At 44.0% G+C, this 20,172-nt stretch carries 21 protein-coding genes; 9 read left to right on the forward strand and 12 right to left on the reverse strand.

Annotated features, from left to right (window positions below; all coding sequences use genetic code 11):
* Nucleotides 1-36 precede the first annotated feature (36 nt).
* The 5 genes from IBX40_03350 to IBX40_03370 all read right to left on the reverse strand — a co-directional run bounded on the left by IBX40_03350 (nt 37) and on the right by IBX40_03370 (nt 4,390).
* Nucleotides 37-339, reverse strand: coding sequence for a hypothetical protein (locus IBX40_03350; GenBank protein MBE0523359.1), 303 nt, complete (start codon nt 337-339; stop codon nt 37-39).
* A 445-nt stretch (nt 340-784) separates the two neighbouring features.
* Nucleotides 785-2,293: a serine--tRNA ligase gene (locus tag IBX40_03355; protein ID MBE0523360.1), complete on the reverse strand. Its 1,509-nt coding sequence runs from the start codon at nt 2,291-2,293 to the stop codon at nt 785-787.
* Entirely contained in the window at nt 2,293-2,556 is a 264-nt protein-coding gene (locus IBX40_03360) for a hypothetical protein (GenBank protein MBE0523361.1), read from the reverse strand. Before IBX40_03360 ends, IBX40_03355 begins: the two co-directional genes overlap by 1 nt.
* A complete protein-coding gene (locus IBX40_03365; GenBank protein MBE0523362.1) occupies nt 2,553-3,854 on the reverse strand; it encodes a DHH family phosphoesterase in 1,302 nt (433 codons plus the stop codon). Before IBX40_03365 ends, IBX40_03360 begins: the two co-directional genes overlap by 4 nt.
* A gap of 77 nt (nt 3,855-3,931) precedes the next feature.
* Nucleotides 3,932-4,390 (reverse strand): 30S ribosomal protein S15, encoded by a 459-nt coding sequence (locus tag IBX40_03370; protein MBE0523363.1) that lies wholly within the window; start codon nt 4,388-4,390, stop codon nt 3,932-3,934.
* A 161-nt stretch (nt 4,391-4,551) separates the two neighbouring features.
* Here IBX40_03370 and IBX40_03375 point away from each other — a divergent pair, with 161 nt between their 5' ends.
* The 3 genes from IBX40_03375 to IBX40_03385 are packed head-to-tail and all read left to right on the forward strand — an operon-like array spanning nt 4,552 to nt 7,890.
* Nucleotides 4,552-5,472: a hypothetical protein gene (locus tag IBX40_03375; protein MBE0523364.1), complete on the forward strand. Its 921-nt coding sequence runs from the start codon at nt 4,552-4,554 to the stop codon at nt 5,470-5,472.
* A gap of 54 nt (nt 5,473-5,526) precedes the next feature.
* Complete coding sequence (gene glyS / locus IBX40_03380; protein MBE0523365.1) at nt 5,527-7,266, forward strand: glycine--tRNA ligase; 1,740 nt, start codon at nt 5,527-5,529, stop codon at nt 7,264-7,266.
* A 12-nt stretch (nt 7,267-7,278) separates the two neighbouring features.
* Entirely contained in the window at nt 7,279-7,890 is a 612-nt protein-coding gene (locus IBX40_03385) for a hypothetical protein (GenBank protein ID MBE0523366.1), read from the forward strand.
* Here IBX40_03385 and IBX40_03390 read toward each other — a convergent pair.
* Nucleotides 7,887-9,134, reverse strand: a complete 1,248-nt coding sequence (locus tag IBX40_03390) for an NAD(P)/FAD-dependent oxidoreductase (GenBank protein MBE0523367.1) — start codon at nt 9,132-9,134, stop codon at nt 7,887-7,889. The genes IBX40_03385 and IBX40_03390 overlap by 4 nt on opposite strands.
* Nucleotides 9,131-9,295, reverse strand: coding sequence for a 4Fe-4S binding protein (locus IBX40_03395; GenBank protein ID MBE0523368.1), 165 nt, complete (start codon nt 9,293-9,295; stop codon nt 9,131-9,133). Before IBX40_03395 ends, IBX40_03390 begins: the two co-directional genes overlap by 4 nt.
* Before the next feature lie 209 nt (nt 9,296-9,504).
* On the opposite strand from IBX40_03395, the gene IBX40_03400 reads away from it, so the two are divergent.
* The 3 genes from IBX40_03400 (at nt 9,505) to IBX40_03410 (ending at nt 12,173) form a co-directional block, all read left to right on the forward strand.
* Entirely contained in the window at nt 9,505-9,747 is a 243-nt protein-coding gene (locus tag IBX40_03400; protein ID MBE0523369.1) for a peptide-methionine (S)-S-oxide reductase, read from the forward strand.
* Between the two features lie 142 nt (nt 9,748-9,889).
* Nucleotides 9,890-11,404, forward strand: a complete 1,515-nt coding sequence (locus IBX40_03405) for a catalase (GenBank protein ID MBE0523370.1) — start codon at nt 9,890-9,892, stop codon at nt 11,402-11,404.
* A 100-nt stretch (nt 11,405-11,504) separates the two neighbouring features.
* Entirely contained in the window at nt 11,505-12,173 is a 669-nt protein-coding gene (locus tag IBX40_03410; protein ID MBE0523371.1) for a thioredoxin family protein, read from the forward strand.
* A 31-nt stretch (nt 12,174-12,204) separates the two neighbouring features.
* Here the strand turns inward: IBX40_03410 and IBX40_03415 are convergent, their stop codons facing one another.
* The 4 genes from IBX40_03415 to arsB are packed head-to-tail and all read right to left on the reverse strand — an operon-like array spanning nt 12,205 to nt 14,138.
* Complete coding sequence (locus IBX40_03415) at nt 12,205-12,438, reverse strand: TM0996/MTH895 family glutaredoxin-like protein (protein ID MBE0523372.1); 234 nt, start codon at nt 12,436-12,438, stop codon at nt 12,205-12,207.
* A gap of 3 nt (nt 12,439-12,441) precedes the next feature.
* Nucleotides 12,442-12,846: a thioredoxin family protein gene (locus tag IBX40_03420; GenBank protein ID MBE0523373.1), complete on the reverse strand. Its 405-nt coding sequence runs from the start codon at nt 12,844-12,846 to the stop codon at nt 12,442-12,444.
* Nucleotides 12,847-12,849: 3 nt separating this feature from the next.
* A complete protein-coding gene (locus IBX40_03425; protein MBE0523374.1) occupies nt 12,850-13,059 on the reverse strand; it encodes a 4Fe-4S binding protein in 210 nt (69 codons plus the stop codon).
* A 5-nt stretch (nt 13,060-13,064) separates the two neighbouring features.
* Nucleotides 13,065-14,138 carry an ACR3 family arsenite efflux transporter gene (gene arsB, locus IBX40_03430; GenBank protein ID MBE0523375.1) on the reverse strand — a complete coding sequence of 358 codons (1,074 nt, stop codon included), beginning with the start codon at nt 14,136-14,138 and terminating at the stop codon, nt 13,065-13,067.
* 222 nt (nt 14,139-14,360) lie between these two features.
* Here arsB and acnA point away from each other — a divergent pair, with 222 nt between their 5' ends.
* Nucleotides 14,361-17,132 carry an aconitate hydratase AcnA gene (gene acnA / locus IBX40_03435; GenBank protein MBE0523376.1) on the forward strand — a complete coding sequence of 924 codons (2,772 nt, stop codon included), beginning with the start codon at nt 14,361-14,363 and terminating at the stop codon, nt 17,130-17,132.
* Nucleotides 17,133-17,191: 59 nt separating this feature from the next.
* On the opposite strand, the gene IBX40_03440 is transcribed toward acnA, so the two are convergent.
* On the reverse strand, nt 17,192-17,356 hold the full coding sequence (locus IBX40_03440) for a hypothetical protein (GenBank protein ID MBE0523377.1): 165 nt from the start codon (nt 17,354-17,356) through the stop codon (nt 17,192-17,194).
* Between the two features lie 161 nt (nt 17,357-17,517).
* Between IBX40_03440 and IBX40_03445 the strand changes: the two genes are divergently transcribed.
* Nucleotides 17,518-19,212 (forward strand): FAD-dependent oxidoreductase, encoded by a 1,695-nt coding sequence (locus tag IBX40_03445; GenBank protein ID MBE0523378.1) that lies wholly within the window; start codon nt 17,518-17,520, stop codon nt 19,210-19,212.
* On the forward strand, nt 19,212-19,976 hold the full coding sequence (locus tag IBX40_03450; GenBank protein MBE0523379.1) for a succinate dehydrogenase/fumarate reductase iron-sulfur subunit: 765 nt from the start codon (nt 19,212-19,214) through the stop codon (nt 19,974-19,976). Before IBX40_03445 ends, IBX40_03450 begins: the two co-directional genes overlap by 1 nt.
* The last annotated feature ends 196 nt before the right edge of the window (nt 19,977-20,172 follow it).

Consider the following 20,172-nt stretch of genomic DNA (forward strand, 5'->3'; position numbering starts at 1 on the left):
AATAGAATTATATTCAAACTATTTAAATATTGTCAATTAATTAGGGACACGACCTGATTTTGCAAATTTATAATTATTAGAAACAATAAGAATATCTTTTAGATTCAGAAAAGTAAGTTCTTCAAAGAAATCTTCTAAAGAGCAGTTTTCGGATAACTCACCCTCTTTAATACGCAATAATTCAGTAATAACTCCATTAGGTATTTTTGTCTTCCAATTAATTCCAAAATTTATTAAAAAAATCTCATTTGAAATAAATTTTCTAAGAATCGGTTCAAATGTATTTATGAGAATATCATAACCATAGGTTCTATTTAATCTTTTATTTTCAATCGACATTTTTCCTCAATCATATTTTAAAGTGCTTTAATAGTGTATGGATTCTGCAATTGATAATAAACATAAATTAATATTTTATAAAGATTTGTTTTTAAAAATCAAAATAATTATCCTCTAGTAAGTACTCACTGTAATTTCAAAATATGCCCCATCGAGCATAAATCCCCCCTACTATAACCATCCCCGTACTAAGTACGAGCTCTTCGTACATTTAAATAAAACGGTTTGTTGCTTTGAATCCTGTTTTATGGTTATTTATCTAAAACAGGAAATTATTTTCCTTCCTTTAATGCTGGTTGCCGAAAATAAGGTCAACTACACAATCCATGAAACCCCATCTCGAAGTCACCAATATACCTCGGACAAATATCCAAAACCTGCAGATTCCGTTATAAGAAATTCACCCCCATTCCAACATCACAAATTCGACATCTATCTCCACCATTCAAAGGAACCTGATCCCCTCAGGCAATTCCCCAACGATCTTCCTGAAAGCCTCAGGCCACTTATCAGGATCCAGCCCCTTTTGAGCATAAAAAGCACTCGCCCAGCGTTCAAGCCCTATCCCGCTGCAGCCTGACCATAGTGCCTGGTTGCTCTGGTGCTTTACATTGAAACCTTTGGGATACTTATCACCGTTCACGCTCATGTTCTGGAACTCCAGCCATTCCGCATCCTCGCCCCTGTATGGCATGGAGGCCTCGTAATCGATGGTGCCTACCCGGCTCTCGGTAGCGAGGCCGGTCAGTCCCTCCTGCGCCATGAACCAGGGTGTCACCCAGGCCATTCTCCATTCCAGGTCCAGGATATCGTTGAAAATGTGACTGTACCGCTTCTGCATGGCCTCGGAATGGGCCACCACCTGCTCGGGCGTGCCAACGAAAACCAGCTCCATGCGGTGGAACTCATCCACCCGCTCCATACCGTGGAGACCGCCGCTCTCATATCGGTGGGATGTCCCGCTGCGGTCGAACACGAACAGAGGCAGGTTGTCGTCAGGCAGGGTCTCACCCTGCAGGAAAGGCCAGAACGGCGGGCACTGGGCATAACATAAGCCTCCGATGGGTTTATCGATCTTCTCAGCCACCATATCCAGCGGCACCTCCAGCGTGACCTTGTAGTGATCTATCACCTCTTCCCAGAACTCGGGGTCCCTGGTCTTGGGCGGGCACACGTAATAGATCTCAGGATACACACCCTTGGCATGACCCGAGCGCTGCCACACGTCCCAGGTGACCAGTTTCGGAAATATCATCTCCCTGTACCCCAGCGGTTTAATGATCTCTTCCACCACGATCCTCTCGAAAGCCCTGAACACTGCCACGCTCTGGGGACCGTGTATCCACTGGCCCCTGCTGCTGCCCCGTTTGATCCAGCCCAGCTTCATCAGCTCCTGGGTAGGGTCTGTTGTGAACAAAGGCTCCTTTTTCCCGCTTTCCCACAACAGGTGCCAGTGTTCGGCCTTGCCCCCGTAATCCTGTGCCGCCACCTTATCCTCTAAAAGCGATATGATGCGATCAGGCACCCGGTTCTCGATCTCTGCCTGGCCCAGTTCCAGTGAAAGCACTATGGCTCCGTCAATATATTCCATACTCTTCACGTATGGTATCTTCATCTGCTTCAACGGTTTCCGGGCCGGGATATGCACCATGAATTCAGGTATCTCAAGACCCCTGACACCTATCCTGTGCTCCTTTCCCAGCATCCCGGCCAGGGGTTTGCGAAGCCGCAAAATTGCATCATGGGCCCGTACATGCCTGCCAGACGTGATCTCAACAAATATTCCATCACTGGTAACATCCTGTGCAGTTATTTTGGCACCCTGCCCCTCGGGTGCTCCTTTGGAAAGCACAGTTCCCTGGGCATTTGTTAACAGCTCAATTATTGCGTCCTTCGCTGGAGTGGGGTCTGCACTTGTCTTGAAAAGTCCTTGAAGTCTAAACTGGAGTTCCATTAATCGTCATTCCTTTTGTGAATATTTTTCTTATTATCAACAGTAGTAAGTACATCAGCTGCAATTCTGGCATTTAAAATATAATCGTCTACAGTAGCAATTAAACTTCCCATTTTTTCTGACTCGAAATAGGTCGTGACAGCCATCTCCCCATATTCGGTTCTCATACTATTCATGTTATCAGGCTCAAGCGCTCGCGTGATCATGCCAGCCAGTTCAGGGGCCTTCTCATCCCTTATTTCGATCTTTCCCCTGATCTTCATCCCAGCTGGCCTCCGACTATCTTATCCACTGCTCCCAAAAACTCATCAATTGCCTGAGGCGGAATACTGGCCCCTGATGCAACATTATGACCTCCGCCCTGGCCGCCCACACCGGCAGCAGCTTCACGCATGGCAACGCCAAGGTCAAGTCCTTTATCCACCAGTCGCCTGGTACCCCTGGCCGATACTTTGACAACATCTTTCACAATATTCAATGTAATAAATGGTTTATCAGGACATACATACCGTATCAATGTGCCTGCAATAATACCGGTCCCGGAAGCATCTTCCAGTGCCACGTATCTTATATGGTCCATTTCCCTGATCAATTTCTCGCCAGCCTTTACCTGCTCAAACACTGTCTTCTGGTATTTGGAAGATATCCTGGCCGCCTCTTCAATCACACTGGCATCTCTCATGCACAGTGCCAGGCCCAGGGCTGGCAGGTCCATTTTCCCGCAGCAGTTAAGCATCCATTCCAGGCTGTAGATATTTGATACCACTTCCTTGTTCAGTATCAACACATCTCCCACTATGGACTGAGTAACAGCCGGTTCAGCCCTGCCAGCAATTTTCAATGCCATGGCCGAAGCCAGTTTACTAATGTCCTTCGCCCCCATGTCCAGTATATTGCCATTCACTCCCAGCTCTTCTATAAATCGATCTGTAGCTTCCCTGTCCCCCGCTATGTCAAGATACGGCTCAAGCAGGGTCAGCAGTACCTCATCCACGGGCCCGTCCGGTATCCTGAGGCCTTTTCTAACAGATATGACTCCCGCGTTCTGGCCCTCCAGCAGGATTTCCAGATTTGGCCCTTCCATTCTCTGTTTATCTCCCACTGCCCCTGTTAATGCCAGACCCGCCAGATCAACATTATCACCCATGGCCCGGGCCACGAAATAAGCAGTCCCGGAAGCAGATAGTAACGTAGCTCCATCAATACCCACCACCTGAGGATTGACATGGACCCAACCTGAATGGTCACCAATGACCTGATGGTGGTCGATTATGAATACATCATCCTTTATCCGGTTAACCAGATCAGGCTGGCCGCTGCCCATATCACAGAACACAACAGCACTGCCTTCTCCATAATTGTCGATGCTATCGACCACATCCTGATTAAAGCTACTTACTATCGAGGTCCTGAAAATAATATTGGATCTCAGCAGTGCATTAGAAATAATCCCGCCGGCAGTAATGCCATCCGCGTCATTATGGGATATGACCCTGACAAAACTATAATTTTCAAGTGCTTTTGCAGCTTTTTCTGCCAGAGAGACCAATCTAGCTGTCATCCCAGGAATAATGGTAAAAATAGATGAAATAGTTGATGGATATCCCACCAACTATATGGTTGTACTACTGGTGAATATTACTCAGTAATAAATCTCTCAGCAGTATCTGGATTGTATTTCCAGTCTTTTGGTAATAAACCTGTGCAGCGATAGTATTTTGCAAGTCTTCGCACTTTTGCTTCAGTGAGATTCAAAGCCCTTTTATTGTGGTTATCTTTATGATTTGATGCAATATGGACCCTAAGTCTCAATGCTTTGGTAATAAGATTGGTAAAATCCTCTGGCAACTTTGGTGCTGCATCATATCCTTCAAGTATCTTACTGACCTTCTTACCTGTAGATAATGTGATATCAGGGACCCCGTACATGTCCCTCATGATAATACCTATTTTGCTGGTAGAATTCCCCTCGTTGGCAAGCTCTACCACTTTTTTTTCTATTTCATCAGATGAAAAGGTGACCCATTGCGGGGCTTCTGTTCTCAAAGGTTTTGTGGACCTTGAGGAGCCCTTTCTTCTGGTATGCATTTTAGCCAAATATTGTTCCTCCAATTATGATAATATTGAAATTTTAATGTTTGATTTTTTGTGGCGAAGCAAAGTGTACTTATAATCACACTATATAATATATATGTTGCGCAGATTCAACCCACTATGAATTCGTATTATTTTTATAGTGATATTGTAGTCTAATATACATGGTCAATAATCTGGAAAACATATTAAGCGGAGGATTTCATACCTGGTCCCGCAATATCAATATTGCTGTCCCATTGATCATCAATGAACTGATCCAATTACTCATCCTGATATTGTCACTAGCGATAGGCATGTTAATGTTATTAGGGGTCAATTCGGCTGAGGAGATCGCTCTTATGAATGAAGATGAGATCGCCTCATTATTAATATCCTCATCCCAGGATAAACTTCCTGCCCTGATAATTTTTGTTATATTGATTTTTGGAATTTTGTTACTATTTGACTCATACTTCATAGCAGGAGCGATTGGCATGGGACAAAATGCCACATCATCAGGAGATACAGGCATACATGACATGCTATCTTCTGGCGGCATGAATTTTATTAATGTATTTCTGGCCAACGTATTATTAATTTTAATAAAATTCGTAGGAGTAATTTGTGTAGTACCTGGCGCCATCATTGTCAGGAACAATATGGAATTGATAGCGGCCAATCAGCTTACTGCAGGTATATTGCTGCTGCTGGCAGGTTTTGGAATCTGGATGATATATTTGTTGATATTGGATATAATATTCAAACCTGTATTGTACATTATTGTTGTAGAAAACATTGATGCAGTGGATGGGATAGTCCAAGGATTAAGGTTCTTTATGGAAAATAAGCTAAGTATATTTTTTATCTGGCTATTTATTTTTTTGATCACGCTAATCATAAACATAATATTCTACTTTATCAGCTACATCATATCTTTCGCAGAAATTGAAGAATTGGATTTTGCCTGGTCATTCGGAAGCCAGTTATTGATCATCCTCACTTTGCAACCATTAATAATTATCTGGTGGACCAGGTTGTATATGGTCAGAACAGAAAAATTTATCTATAGTAATGATTTACTGACGCCCTCCTGGGATGCATAATATTTATAGCATCCATGCATTACGAACCCGTTATAACCAAGTAAGGGATAGATTATGGACAAGTATGACAGTGTGATGGAACTTGCAAAGAGACGGGGTTTCCTCTGGAATTCATTTGAGATATATGGCGGATCAGCCGGGTTTTATGATTACGGGCCGTTAGGAGCCATGTTAAAGCGCAGAATAGAAAATATCTGGCGGGATATTTTTGTTGTAAATGAGGGATATTATGAGATCGAAGCACCTACCATTGGCATTGAGGATGTGTTTGTGGCTTCAGGTCATGTGGGTGGATTCTCTGACCCTTTGTCAGAATGCCAGAAATGCCATGAAGCATTCAGGGCAGATCATCTTGTCCAGGATGTCGTAGATAATCCTGACACTTTATCATCAGCCGAAATCAGTGAAATAATAACAAAGAATCTTATCAAATGCCCGGACTGTGGTGGGGAATTGGGAGATGCATATGAGTTCAACCTGATGTTTAGCACAAATATCGGTCCCGGCTCAAAACGTACGGGTTACCTGCGGCCCGAGACTGCACAGGGTATGTTCGTTGATTTTCCCAGACTCCTTCGTTTCTACAGGGAAAAATTGCCTTTCGGAGTCTCACAGATCGGAAAGGCTTACCGCAATGAGATATCACCACGGCAGGGTGTAATTCGTCTGCGGGAATTCACCCAGGCAGAAGCCGAGATATTCGTAGACCCAAAAAATAAGAATCATCCAAAATTTGAGAGTATTTCAGGAAAAAAACTGACATTATATTCAGATCCTGCTCAATCCAATGGCAGTGACCAGGTAGAAATGAGCATGGAGAATGCTGTGCAGCAAGGTACTATCGCTCACCAGTTTCTGGCTTATTCCATGATACTGACCCAGGAATTCCTGTTGCGTGTGGGCATATCGCATGATCGTCTGCGGTTCAGGCAACACATGAAGGACGAGATGGCCCATTATGCTATTGATTGCTGGGACGCCGAGATATTATCTGACAGGTTCGGTTGGGTTGAAATTGTGGGGATAGCAGATCGTACAGATTATGACCTCAAAGCCCACAGCACGGTCAGTAAGACTGATCTATCAGTCTACGTGGAATATGATGAACCAAAAAGTACAGACAAGCTTTTAATTAAACCTGATATGGGTAAGATAGGACCGGCATATAAAGGCAAGGCAAAAGCAGTTGTGGAAGCATTACAGTCACTGGATGCAAATGATCAACAAGATGGGGAGATCAGGATCACTGTTGATGGGGAACAGATCACCATACCTCCCGATATGTTCCAGATCCAGAAAGTTACCGAAACTGTGAGGGGCGAGAATATCGTGCCCCACGTTATAGAACCGTCTTTCGGGATCGACAGGATCACATATGGAGTGCTTGAACATGCTTACAGGGAAGAGGATGTTGAAGGCGAGGACGAGTCAAGGATCGTACTGGGCTTAAAAGGTGAAGTAGCTCCTGTCCAGGTTGCCATATTGCCCTTATTGACCAGGCAGGAACTCATAGGACCTGCCAGAGAGATCGAATCCTCATTAAAAAAGAAGGGCATAATGGTGGGCTATGACGATTCAGGCACTATCGGCAGGCGGTACCGCAGAAATGACGAGATCGGTACACCCTATTCAATTACCGTTGATTATGATACACTTGAGGACGGAACGGTAACCATCAGGGATATTGAAACAATGAAACAGGTGCGATCCCCGGTGATAAATATAGCTGACACCATATTTGATCTGATTTATGGGAATCTTCAATTCCAGGATGCTGGTACACAGGTCACCTAATAATTTTACGTTATGGTCAGTATAATCTTAAAAGAGATCCTCAGAAAATCCATTCACCTATTAGGAATACTTATTCCTGGAATTTATTATTTCATTGACCGCAGCACTGCCATTCTCTGGTTAAGCCTCATTGTAGGTGTGCTGTTCATTGCAGAATGGATGAGATTACGCGAAATTATCAGCTTTCCCAGCATCATTCTGCGTTCCCATGAAGTGCATAAAGTTGCAGGACATCTCTATTTGATGGCATCAGCCTTGATCGTCATTGCCCTGTTTTCCAAGACTATTGCCATTGCTGCAATTACCATGGCTGTTATTGGTGATACATCTTCAGGTATTGTGGGTGCACTGTGGGGAAAAAAAGCCCATGTCAGGCACACCAGGTTACCTCTCAAACCCGCCCCCATATTGCTTGTTATGTTTTTAACTAGCTTTATCTCAGGATACCTGGCAACTCTTGCTCCACGATTAGACACACTGCCTGTATTTTCATTAGCACTGGGAGCCCTGGGTGCTATGCTTGCAGATGGGATCCCATGGCAGATTCGCGGCCGGATACTGGACGACAATCTGACAATACCCATAATATCGGCATTGATAATTTTCCTTTCACCTGGTTTTTAAATATTTAGCAGCTCCATAGTATTTGCCACGCCGAGAGCCACACCTTCCACCTCTATTCCGCCCTTGCCTTTTGCACCATCACCTACAATATAGAGTCCCTTTAAAGGAGTAGAGTTGCCAAGGTCAGAACCAGATTCTGCCCTGTTTACAGGCCAGTCATCCCGATAGGTCTGCACCATAAGAACCTCATAATCCTCACCAGGGAACAAATTCTTAATATCCTGGAGTCCCAGGTGTATCTCGGACTGTATGTCATCGGATTTTACAGTCTGGTGGGTCATTACCAGGTGTTTACCAGGAGGTGCCAGGGATGGATCGATATTGGTAACCTCGTTCATACCGTTAATTCGATTCGCATAGGGGGTTAATAACACACCGCTGTGGCCGATTAGAGGCTTATCTGCCCCAATTGATATCTTGATACCGGCAGATGGTTTCAACTTTTGTAAAACTTCTATATATTCCCTGAATTCATCAGTCTGGGGGTGGTCGTAGAGCTCAGTTGTACTTTTGTGACCGATATTACTTATGATCAGATCACCCATTACGGTTTTACCTTTGATCTCTACACCCACGGCCCTGCCGTCAACTGTGAGGATCCTGTCCACCTCACAATTGGTATGAATACGTCCACTGCCAGATAGTATTACACTTTCAAGGGCATCAATTACCGCGCCGCATCCTCCCATCGGCACCCCTGGACCGCCCCAACTGTACATATTCTTGATGATAGCCAGCATCTCCTCAGCCGATACATCTTCACATGACATGCTCAGTGACCAGCCGCAGAATGAATCGGCCATCTTGACCAACCACTCGTCGTTTATGAATGGGTAAAACCATTGCTTGAAATTCTTATTTTTTGGTTTATCGAATTTGGATTTAAAAGTAAGAAAGGTCAGTTTCAGTTTATTCAACCAGGAGAGCGGGTCTGCAAAATCATGGAATTGAATGTCTTTAAATCCACCATTTTCAGGAATCCTGAGAAACGCCATGGGAGATGAAGTGACGATATGCACCTCAGCACCCACTTCTTTTAGCATGGATGCTAAAGGACCGTTGGGGCCGTGTGGGATCATATGCAGGGCTCCTGATGTGAGTTGGAATCCTTTATGTTCCAGGTTTATGAACCGTCCCCCTATCATGGGAAGACGTTCATAAACTTCCACTGTATGACCGGCCTTCACCAAGCGAGCTGCACAAAGCAGTCCTCCAAGACCACCTCCAATTATCAATACTTTTATTGATCATCCCTCCTGATAGCTTTCACAGGGCAGTAGGGGATACATAGATGGCACCGGGTACATGTATCGCCTATCATGGCCTGTCCGCAAACAGAAATGGCATGACTTGGACAAAAAGTGACACACTGACCGCAACCTACACAATTATCTATGATCTTCATGTTATTCAAAACCGGTGTGGAAATAGTTTTTCTACTATATATATAATCTAACTATTTCTCCAAAAACATAATACAGGGATTTCCACATAAATAAATATCTCCCAAATATTCACAAAATTCTACAGAAAATCGAATATTATTGACCTCCATAGGAAACATTTATTAGTGACAAAATATGTGTTACGTATTGGTGATTTCTATAAGCATACTTGAGTTTCAAAGATGAGGTAAAAAACAAGGAACAGTATAGTTCAATCATATTTTATTTAGATAATGAACAAAAAGCAATAGCAGAAAATGTGATCAATATTTTGAAAGAGAAAGGATACAATGTTGTGACAAAATTAAAAGAAGCGGCTACCTTCTGGAAAGCTGAGGATTATCATCAAGATTACTACACTAAAAAAAGAGGGACACCATACTGTCATGTTTATACAAAACGCTTTGATTGATCATTTTTCTCATCATCTGATCAGTGCTCTCCTCAAAGAAGTAATGTCAGAAAATAAAAAAAGAAGGCGAAATATTATATATTAAGCTTATCATAATTATAACTGACAATTTTTGAATTAAAAGTAATAATGGGGAGTTATAATGAGTAACAAGAATCAGAAATATAAATTAACTACTGCTTTTGGGATACCTGTAGCTGACGATCAAAATAGCCTTAGTGCCGGAGAACGAGGTCCGGTTCTGATGCAGGATACTCACCTGCTGGAGAAATTAGCTCACTTTGATCGTGAACGTATCCCTGAACGTGTAGTGCATGCAAAGGGAGCCGGTGCAGGAGGATACTTTGAGGTTACTGCAGATGTCACCAAATACACAAAGGCAAAGTTTCTTTCCGAAATTGGCAAGAGATGCGAGGTATTTGCCCGGTTTTCAACTGTTGGAGGAGAGAAGGGATCAGCAGATGCCGAGCGTGATCCACGGGGATTTGCTTTAAAGTTTTATACAGAGGAAGGCAACTATGATTTAGTCGGGAATAATACACCGGTTTTTTTCATACGTGACCCGTTAAAATTTCCAGATTTCATACACACACAAAAGCGTAACCCTGCCATGAACTGTAAGGATCCGAATATGTTCTGGGATTTCCTTTCACTGACGCCTGAATCAATTCACCAGGTAACCATTCTCTATTCCGATCGTGGCATTCCAGCCTCATTTAGAAACATGAATGGCTATAGCAGTCACACATTTAAGTGGTATAATGAGATGGGTGAATATTTCTGGGTGCAATATCATTTTAAGACTGATCAGGGAATTAAGAATCTTACTCGTCAGGAAGCAGAGATTATTCGCGGAAAGGACCCGGACCACGCTACAAGGGATCTCTATGAGGCTATTGAACGGGGAGATTACCCATCATGGACTCTCCAGATGCAGATAATGACCCCTGAGCAGGCAAAGGATTATCGTTTTGATATCTTTGATATCACTAAAGTCTGGCCCCATGCTGACTTTCCACCGATCGAAGTTGGAAAGCTGGTTTTGAACCGTAATCCTGAAAATTACTTTGCAGAAGTTGAACAGGCTGCATTCGGCCCGGGGAATCTTGTGCCAGGTATTGCCACTTCTCCGGATAAGATGCTCCAGGGTCGTCTTTTCTCGTATCATGATACCCATATCCACAGACTGGGTCCCAACTATCACCTGCTGCCAGTAAATGCACCAAAAAATGCACCTGAGAACAGCTATCAGCGCGATGGATTTATGCGTACCGATCCAAATGGGGACGGTGGTCCGAATTACTGGCCAAACAGTTTTAATGGTCCTGAGCCAGACATTTCTGCAAAAGAACCTCAGATAGAAATCTCAGGAAAAGCAGATCGTTTCCAATATACGCATCCAAACGATGATTTTGTTCAACCTGGCAATCTATATCGTGATGTAATGAGCGATCAGGATCGTGAGAATCTGGCAGGCAATATTATTGGTCATCTTGGAGGAGCGCAAAAGCGTATCCAACTCCGTCAGACGGCTCTGTTCTTCAAGGCAGATCCGGATTATGGTCGTCGGGTGGCTAAGGGACTTAAACTGGATATAAAAGAAGTTGAGAATTTGGCTTATATGTCACACGATGAACGAGCAAAAGCAACATTATAAGTAGATACTTCCTACAAAAATCTAGATATAAAAATATGGGGGCATAAACCGGATGCCCACTTCAGAGTAAATTGTCTACAGGGAGAAATGAGGTTAATTAATGGCAATAATCAACGATTCCACTAAAGAAACTGTAAAGAAAAAGCTGGAAGAAGGACTGGAGGGGAAGATCACACTGGTAATGTTCACCCAGGAGATCGAATGCCAGTTCTGTAGTGAATCCCGGGAACTCGTGAATGAGGTAGCTCAATTATCACCCAAGATCGAAGCTAAAATCTATGATTTCATGAAAGATGAAAAAGAGGCTAAGAAATATGGTGTGAAAAAAATCCCTGCAATTGTAATGCTTGGTGATAAGGATTATGGGATCAGGCACTATGGTACTCCATCAGGTTATGAATTTCCCACATTTGTTGAAGATATGATCAATGTATCAAAAGGCAGGACCGACCTATCTGAGGAAGTAAAAAAAGAATTAGCAGACATAAAGAAGAAAGTGCACATCCAGGTACTTGTGACTCCCACTTGTCCGTATTGTTCAAAAGCTGTTCTGACTGCCCATAAAATTGCAATTGAGAACGACAATATTACGGCTGATATGGTGGAGATCGTGGAATTCCCTGATATTGCTCAAAGATACGGTGCCATGAGTGTACCCAAGATCGTGATCAATGAATTAGCTGATTTCACAGGCGCCCAGCCTCCAGAGAAATTTCTGGAAGAGATACACAAGGCTTTGGCAGCAGCTGATAATCCCATGTACATGTAATCGTACAACATCATTAAAATGCCACATTCTTTTATTCGGTTATCCACTTAGTGATCTGGCTGACATCAGGTATTTTGCCTGCTATTTTCACCTCTCCATCGATCACAACACCCGGGGTCATCATCACTCCATATTCCAGTATCCGATTAATATCTTCTACCTTCTCTATCTGGATATCCAGACCCAGTTCATCCACTGCCTTTTGAACATTTTTTGTGGTTTGTTTGCATTTTGCGCAGCCAGTACCTAATATTTCAATTTTCAAATCCTAACGCCTCTTGCCTATCCAATTACAAATATCATCATATTCAGGAACACTCCCCTCACACATCACCCTGCCGTCAACTACCACAGCAGGAGTAAGGGCCACCTCGTATGTCATTATGGTTTCCACATCTGTTATTGGTATGACCCTGAATTCAGTTCCCACCACAGCCCTCACCACCAGGTTTAATGTATCATTAAACTGCTTACCGCCAATGCCCAATACCCCCACTTTATGTTTTAATCCCTTTCCACAATCAAAACATATTATTTCACGGCCTTCCCGGTTAGTGGTAAATATCTTGAAACACACCGGACATTTCGCCTCATGCAAATTGCTTTTTTTCTTCTTTAAAGCATGATCCACCAGTGCAGCATTAAAGCAGCTGCATCCACCCTTATCATCCATTACTCACACCTCTATCTGAATTGCCTTTTCAGGACATGTGACTTTGCATAACATACAGATCTTACACTCCCCAGGACTGGTAACCACACATTTATTGTCCCGTATCTCCAGACTTCGGCTCTTGCATATTTTCATGCATTCTCCGCATCCAGTACATTTGTTCTCATCTATTATGATATTGATTATGTTATCCCGCCCGTTTTTAGATATAATTAGTCTTAATCTGAATTAAATAAACTGCTGGTTCTCAGACATATACTGACTAGTATCAGCATCACCGGGACCTCGATCAAAACCCCAACCACCGTGGCAAGGGCGGCACCTGAATTGAGACCGAACAGCATAATGGCCACCGCAATGGCCACCTCGAAATGATTGCTGGCGCCGATAAGTGAGGTAGGCGCCGCGTCTTCATACGTCAGCCCGAAATATTTGGATAGACCATAAGCAAGAGCGAATATGAAAAAGACCTGGATTAATAGGGGCACTGCTATCATTCCGATTATCAGGGGTTGTGCTATTATCACGTCACCCTGAAGACTGAATAGCGTTATCAATGTGATCAGGAGTGCAGTGATGGCAATGTTGTGCATGACAGGGGAAAATCTCATTTCAAACCATTGGGCACCTTTTGTTCTTAACAGGTGAGTACGAGAGAAGTAGCCGGACACTAATGGAATTCCCACATACAATCCCACAGATAATGCCAGAGTCTTCCAGGGAACCACTATATCACCGATCCCCAGAAGCCATCGTGCCAGCGGTGCATACAGGATCAACATTGTCAGGCTGTTGATGGCCACCATGACAAGTGTGTGACCTTGGTTTCCCTTTGCCAGATACCCCCATACCAGGACCATGGCAGTACACGGTGCAATTCCCAGAAGTACCATCCCTGCAATATATTGCGACGGCAGATCCAATTCACCCATCAACGTGGTGGTGGTCGTGTCTGGCAAGAACGGGATGAAAACAACCTTCATAAAGAACCAGGCAAAGAAAAGCATGGTGAAGGGTTTGATCCCCCAATTTACCACCAGCGTGATCAGTACCGGTTTTGGCGTTTTGCCGGCTTTGACCACCTGTTTGAAATCAATCTGCACCATGATGGGATAGATCATGAAGAACAAGAGGACTGCGATGGGTAGGGAGACACTATAAACCTGCATTGAGTTAATGGTCTCTGCCAGTCCGGAAAATGTCCTGCCCAATAATAAACCCACGACTATGCAGATAATGATCCATACAGTAAGATATTTCTCAAAAAAGCCAAGTTTTTTTTCATCTGACATTGGAAGCAACCTGTATTTTTCAATATTTGGTATTTCAATTATTATTGAAATTGTGCGATAAATAGTTACTGGTCAATTAAATATGCCAGTAAATTTATATAACACCCAAAAGAGCCTTAATCAAAATCAGTACTTTACACTTTACTGGAACGACGTGCTATGATTGTCTCGACTACTCAATTCATATATATGATTAAAATATAATAAAAAAGCTGGGAGAATATGGGGACAGACATATTTGGAGCTAGAGGTACCCTTGAGACCAGCAATGGTCCCATTGCGATCTACCGACTGGATAAATTGGAGAAGCTTGGCCTGGGAAATATTTCCCAACTCCCATATTCTATCAAGATATTACTTGAATCACTACTGCGTCATGCAGATGATCAGCTTGTAACCAAAGAGGACATTGAGTCACTTGCCAGGTGGGACCCGAAAACCATCCCCAAACGTGATGTTCCGTTTATTCCTTCAAGGGTAGTACTACAGGATTTTACAGGTGTACCAGCAATAGTGGACCTGGCAGCCATGAGGTCAGCCACCCAGAGATTGGGGGGTGACCCTGGTAGCATAAATCCGGTCATACCAGCCGACCTGGTGATAGATCATTCGGTACAGGTGGATTATTTCGGCACCTCTTATGCCCGGGATTGCAACGAGAAAAGAGAATTTGAACGAAACCGCGAACGTTATGCGGTACTGCGCTGGGCCCGGAATGTCTTTGATAATTTCAGGGTCGTACCTCCTGGCAGGGGTATTGTCCATCAGGTAAATCTTGAATACCTGGCATCTGTGGTTCATTTTAAGGATGGTAAAGAAAAAATCGCCTACCCTGACACTCTGGTTGGAACTGACTCCCATACTACCATGATAAACGGGCTTGGAGTACTGGGATGGGGCGTGGGTGGTATAGAGGCCGAAGCTGTCCTGCTGGGTCAACCATATTACATGCCCATCCCGGAAGTGGTGGGTGTCAGGCTACTGGGTGAATTGAAGCCCGGAATTACAGCTACCGATCTTGTGCTGGCTATTACCCAGATGCTCAGGACATATGGTGTAGTCGGTAAATTTGTCGAGTTCTTTGGTCAGGGACTTGAAAACCTTGACCTGTCTGAAAGAGCCACTATCTCAAATATGGCTCCCGAATACGGGGCCACTGTGGGGTTCTTCCCTGTTGATAATGCAACCCTTTCGTATCTTGCACAGACAGGAAGAAAGCAGGAACATATTGAGCTGATAAGGTCATATTGTGAAACACAAGGCCTTTTCTATTCGGTTGATGTACCAGAACCTATTTTCAGTGAAGTTCTTGAATTTGACATGAGAACTGTGGAACCCAGCCTGGCCGGGCCCAAACGACCCCAGGACAGAATCCTGTTAGGTGATTTGGCTGAGAGTTTCCACGAAATATTGGTTAAAGATAAACTGAAACTAAATGGAAAATATCCTGAGTCAGACCCCGAGTATATCCGCTGGCTGGGTGATGGTGGGACCCACGCTGAAAAAAATACCCCTAAAGAACATGTAGAATTCGAAGAGCAGATCCCTCTATCCCATGGGTCCGTGGTTATTGCAGCTATAACCTCCTGCACCAACACATCAAATCCATTTGTGATGATAGGTGCCGGTTTGCTGGCGAAAAAAGCAATAGAACGTGGACTTAAGTCCAAATCCTGCGCCAAAACGAGTCTTGCTCCTGGTTCCAGGGTTGTCACTGAATACCTGAAGGGTTCAGGACTATTGATGTATCTTGAAGCATTGGGTTTTCATCTGGTAGGATACGGCTGCACTACTTGCATAGGAAATAGCGGACCACTCCCTGGAAAAATAGGAAATGATGTGCTGGAGAAGGATCTGACAGTAGCTGCAGTACTTAGTGGAAACCGGAATTTTGAAGGAAGGATAAATCCCCTGGTCAAAGCAAACTACCTGGCATCTCCGTTACTGGTAGTTGCTTATGCAATTGCAGGAACTGTTGATATTGATCTCACTACTGAAGCCATAGGTTATGATCCCAATGGATTACCAGTTTATCTCAAGGACATCTGGCCTGAAACAGAAGAGATCAATGATATATTCAAAAGGACAATTGGACCTGAATTGTTTGAAAAACAATACTCTCATGTATTGGAAGGTACACAGCTCTGGGAAGACCTGACGGTCCCGGAAGGTGAAATCTATAAGTGGGATACGGATTCCACATATATCCGGGAGCCCCCATTTTTCAAGCCATTCCCTATTAAACCCATTGATACAGGCGACATAAAAGGCGCCCGGATACTTGCACTTCTCGGGGATAGTATTACCACAGACCATATCTCTCCGGCCGGGGCAATCCCTGCTACCGGTCCTGCCGGGCTGTATCTGGTCTCCCTTGGAATCGACCAGGACGATTTCAATTCATTCGGATCACGTCGGGGAAACCATGAAGTGATGATGCGGGGCACATTTGCAAATATTCGTCTCAGGAACAAACTGGTTGAAAAGGAAGGAGGATGGACCTTATATCTTCCCACAGGAGAAGTTATGTCAATCTACGATGCTGCCATGAGATATATTGAAAATAATATCCCCCTCATCATAATCGCAGGAAAAGAATACGGTACCGGCAGTTCCCGTGACTGGGCAGCAAAAGGAACATATCTACTGGGAGTCAAAGTCGTGATCGTAGAATCATATGAACGTATCCACAGAAGTAATCTGGTCGGAATGGGAGTTTTGCCACTGCAATTCAAACCGGGAGAAAACCCTGACATTCTGGGATTATCAGGTCATGAGATCCTGGAGATAAAGGGACCTGGAAACATTAAACCAGGTGGGGAAATAGCAGTAGTTGCCAGAAGTGAAGATGGAAAAGAGAACATGTTTAATGTTATTACTCGACTGGATTCCCAGCTGGAAGTTGAATTTTATCGAAATGGGGGCATATTGCACAAATTTCTAAGAGATTTGATAACTAAAAATAATGGATCTCTCCAACATTTGAGTGGGTAAATATCAGGAGTGTCCAATATTTCATGACCTGATGTCTTTATGTATCTTGAATTTGAAAATCATGGCTTTACCTTTGGAGCTATGTGACGAAAGTCTATTATGAAAATCAGGTAGTGGGAGACTATTTCGCAGATATTATTGCTGACCAGGTGATCATAGATGAATACTATTTCAAAGTTCAAACAACCATGCCCATAACCAGCCTCTTCCATATTTTGCTGCAAAATGTGCACCTCCGTTTTAGAAAATCGTTAATCAACAAGTTCAATTTATACAGACAGGTCAGAATTCGTAGGACAATACCAGTTTTTAAGCACAAATAATTAAAAAGCTTGAGCAACATTCCTATAATTACAAGGGGGTTAACACCATACCAGACCAACAAATCCATCAATATGATATAATAATTATCGGAGGCGGCCTGACAGGACTCAGGGCAGCCATTGAAGCATCTGAATCAGGCAATAATACCGCAGTTATTTCCAAGGTCCACCCTTTACGTTCCCATTCAGTTGCAGCCCAGGGTGGTATCAATGCAGCATTGGGTAATGCACCTGGCGCAGAAGACGATTCATGGAAAGACCACGCTTTTGACACAGTGAAAGGGTCAGATTATCTGGCTGACCAGGACACTGTGGATGTAATGTGCAGGGAAGCTCCCAGTGCGGTTATTGAACTGGAACACATGGGTGTGGTATTTTCCAGGTTCGAGGACGGAAGAATCGCCCAGCGTCCCTTTGGAGGTGCTTTCTTCCCCAGGACATGCTATGCTGCCGACCGTACTGGTCGTAACTTGCTTCATACCCTGTACGAGCAGTTAACAGATATGGATATTACCTTTTTTGATGAATATTATGTCACATCACTGATCAGGGATAAAGGACGAATAACCGGATGTACTGCTCTCAATATTGTTGACGGTTCCCTTCACGGATTTACTGCTAAAGCCACATTGCTGGCAACCGGTGGTTACGGCAGTCTGTTCGCCCGATCCACCAATGCACCTATCAATACCGGTGATGGAGCTGCTCTGGCATTTCGTGCAGGTGTACCTCTCAAGGACATGGAATTCGTCCAATTCCATCCCACAACACTTTACGGATCGAACATCCTGATAACAGAAGGTGCACGCGGGGAAGGTGGTTACCTGTTCAACAATAAACATGAACGTTTTATGAAGGAATATGTACCCAAAGCCATGGAACTATCTCCCAGAGACATTGTTGCCCGGGCTATCCAGAGGGAAGTGGATGAAGGAAGGGGTTTTGAAGACCAATTTGTTCACCTCGATCTGACCCATCTGGGAGCTGAAAAGATCAATGAACGTCTGCCAGGAATCAGATCAATAGCCATGGATTTTGCAGTAGTGGATCCAATTAAATCCCCGATCCCTGTACAGCCTGGGCAACACTATTCCATGGGTGGGGTGGCATCAAGTATTGATTGTTCCACTCCGGTACCAGGTTTATATGCTGCGGGAGAATGTGCCTGTATCAGTGTCCATGGTGCCAACAGATTGGGGGGGAATTCCCTGCTTGAGACTGTTGTATTCGGAAAGATTGCCGGAGAATCAATGGTCAAAGGTGTAAAAAATATTTCAGCACCTTCAATTGACCCTGTTAAAAGCGCATTGAAGGCCGAACTGGCACGTATCGATTCCATATTGACCAGGGATAAAGGCGAAAACATGGCCTCTGTCAAAGAAGACCTGAAAAATGTGATGTTCGATCATTTCGGTGTGTTCAGGGAAGAAGACAAAATGAAAGCAGGAATTAAGCAGCTTGAAAAACTAAATGAAAGGTTATCAAGAGTAGTTATCAATGATGGGGGGCGATTATTCAATCAATCACTCATCTACACACTTGAACTTCAGGGAATGCTCCTCATAAGTAATGCAGTGGCACAGGGCTCCCTTTCCAGGCAGGAGAGCCGGGGGTCCCACTTCCGTGAAGATTATCCGAAGCGGGATGATGAAAAATTCCTGAAGCATACTCTGGCTTATTACCACGATAATAAAACAGTAATTGAATACTCGGATGTTACTCTGGGAAGATACCCTGTCAAGGAGCGTGTGTATTAATGAAATTCAAGATATTCCGTTATGCTGGAGAACAATCCCGGTACGATACTTTTGAGATTGAGCCGGAAGCCGGAATGACAGTCCTGGATGCTCTTTTACATATACAGGCCAGGCTGGATGATTCCCTGGCTTTCCGTTACTCATGCAGAGGTGCTATTTGCGGCAGCTGCGCCATGCTGATCAATAAAGTACCGCGGCTGGCCTGCCGGTCACAGGTAAGTGAGCTTGTGGAGGGTAAGGTTAAGGATAAGGTCACTCTTAAACCCTATGCTGCCATTGAGATCAAGGAGCCCTGGAATAAGGAAGATGAAGTGTTGGTAGAACCCCTACCCCACCTGCCGGTAATAAAAGACCTGGTGGTGGACCAGGACAAGTTCTTCGAGTATTATAGGGTGGTGGAACCCAAATTCAAACCAGGGGATGAGCATCCTGAAAAGGAGAGGAGAATGGACCCTGCCGATATGGCAGAACTGGAAAAGTATACCAACTGCATCCTGTGCGCTGCATGTTTCGGGGCCTGTCCTGTAGATGGGGAAAAACCTGAATACCTGGGTCCTGCAGCATTGGCAAAACTGTACCGGTTCTATATCGATCCCAGGGAAAAAGACCACGAATCACGATTACTGCAGGCAAATATGGAGTCTGGCTGGTGGGCCTGCCAGTTCCATGGTAATTGCAAACAGGTCTGTCCCAAGGACGTGCCCCCTATTCTGGCAATTGGCAAGGCCAGACAGAAACTTCAGGAGATTGGAGAGACTCCCTGAAAGAGCTGGATAATTTGGAAATTGACCGAAAATATTCCTGAAGTGGCACAATCATGATCCTTTGGATTATTGGTTTTCTGATGGTATTGGCTGGAATTGCCCTTGAATTTACAGTATACAAACCAACCCTGCAGGGGCTTCAGGAAAATCCAAAAAAGGTAATCCGGGATATTCCTGGCATTGGTTGCAATTGTTA

Source organism: Methanosarcinales archaeon, assembly GCA_014859725.1.
In the GTDB taxonomy this organism is placed as follows: domain Archaea; phylum Halobacteriota; class Methanosarcinia; order Methanosarcinales; family Methanocomedenaceae; genus Kmv04.

Coding starts and splice junctions, on each gene's coding strand:
- IBX40_03385 (MBE0523366.1), top strand. CDS start 7,279: ATGGTCAGTATAATCTTAAAAGAGATCCTCAGAAAATCCATTCACCTA.
- IBX40_03405 (MBE0523370.1), top strand. CDS start 9,890: ATGAGTAACAAGAATCAGAAATATAAATTAACTACTGCTTTTGGGATA.
- IBX40_03355 (MBE0523360.1), bottom strand. CDS start 2,293: ATGGAACTCCAGTTTAGACTTCAAGGACTTTTCAAGACAAGTGCAGAC.
- acnA (MBE0523376.1), top strand. CDS start 14,361: ATGGGGACAGACATATTTGGAGCTAGAGGTACCCTTGAGACCAGCAAT.
- IBX40_03375 (MBE0523364.1), top strand. CDS start 4,552: ATGGTCAATAATCTGGAAAACATATTAAGCGGAGGATTTCATACCTGG.
- IBX40_03420 (MBE0523373.1), bottom strand. CDS start 12,846: ATGGATGATAAGGGTGGATGCAGCTGCTTTAATGCTGCACTGGTGGAT.
- IBX40_03365 (MBE0523362.1), bottom strand. CDS start 3,854: ATGACAGCTAGATTGGTCTCTCTGGCAGAAAAAGCTGCAAAAGCACTT.
- arsB (MBE0523375.1), bottom strand. CDS start 14,138: ATGTCAGATGAAAAAAAACTTGGCTTTTTTGAGAAATATCTTACTGTA.
- IBX40_03360 (MBE0523361.1), bottom strand. CDS start 2,556: ATGAAGATCAGGGGAAAGATCGAAATAAGGGATGAGAAGGCCCCTGAA.
- IBX40_03395 (MBE0523368.1), bottom strand. CDS start 9,295: ATGAAGATCATAGATAATTGTGTAGGTTGCGGTCAGTGTGTCACTTTT.
- glyS (MBE0523365.1), top strand. CDS start 5,527: ATGGACAAGTATGACAGTGTGATGGAACTTGCAAAGAGACGGGGTTTC.
- IBX40_03350 (MBE0523359.1), bottom strand. CDS start 339: ATGTCGATTGAAAATAAAAGATTAAATAGAACCTATGGTTATGATATT.
- IBX40_03450 (MBE0523379.1), top strand. CDS start 19,212: ATGAAATTCAAGATATTCCGTTATGCTGGAGAACAATCCCGGTACGAT.
- IBX40_03410 (MBE0523371.1), top strand. CDS start 11,505: ATGGCAATAATCAACGATTCCACTAAAGAAACTGTAAAGAAAAAGCTG.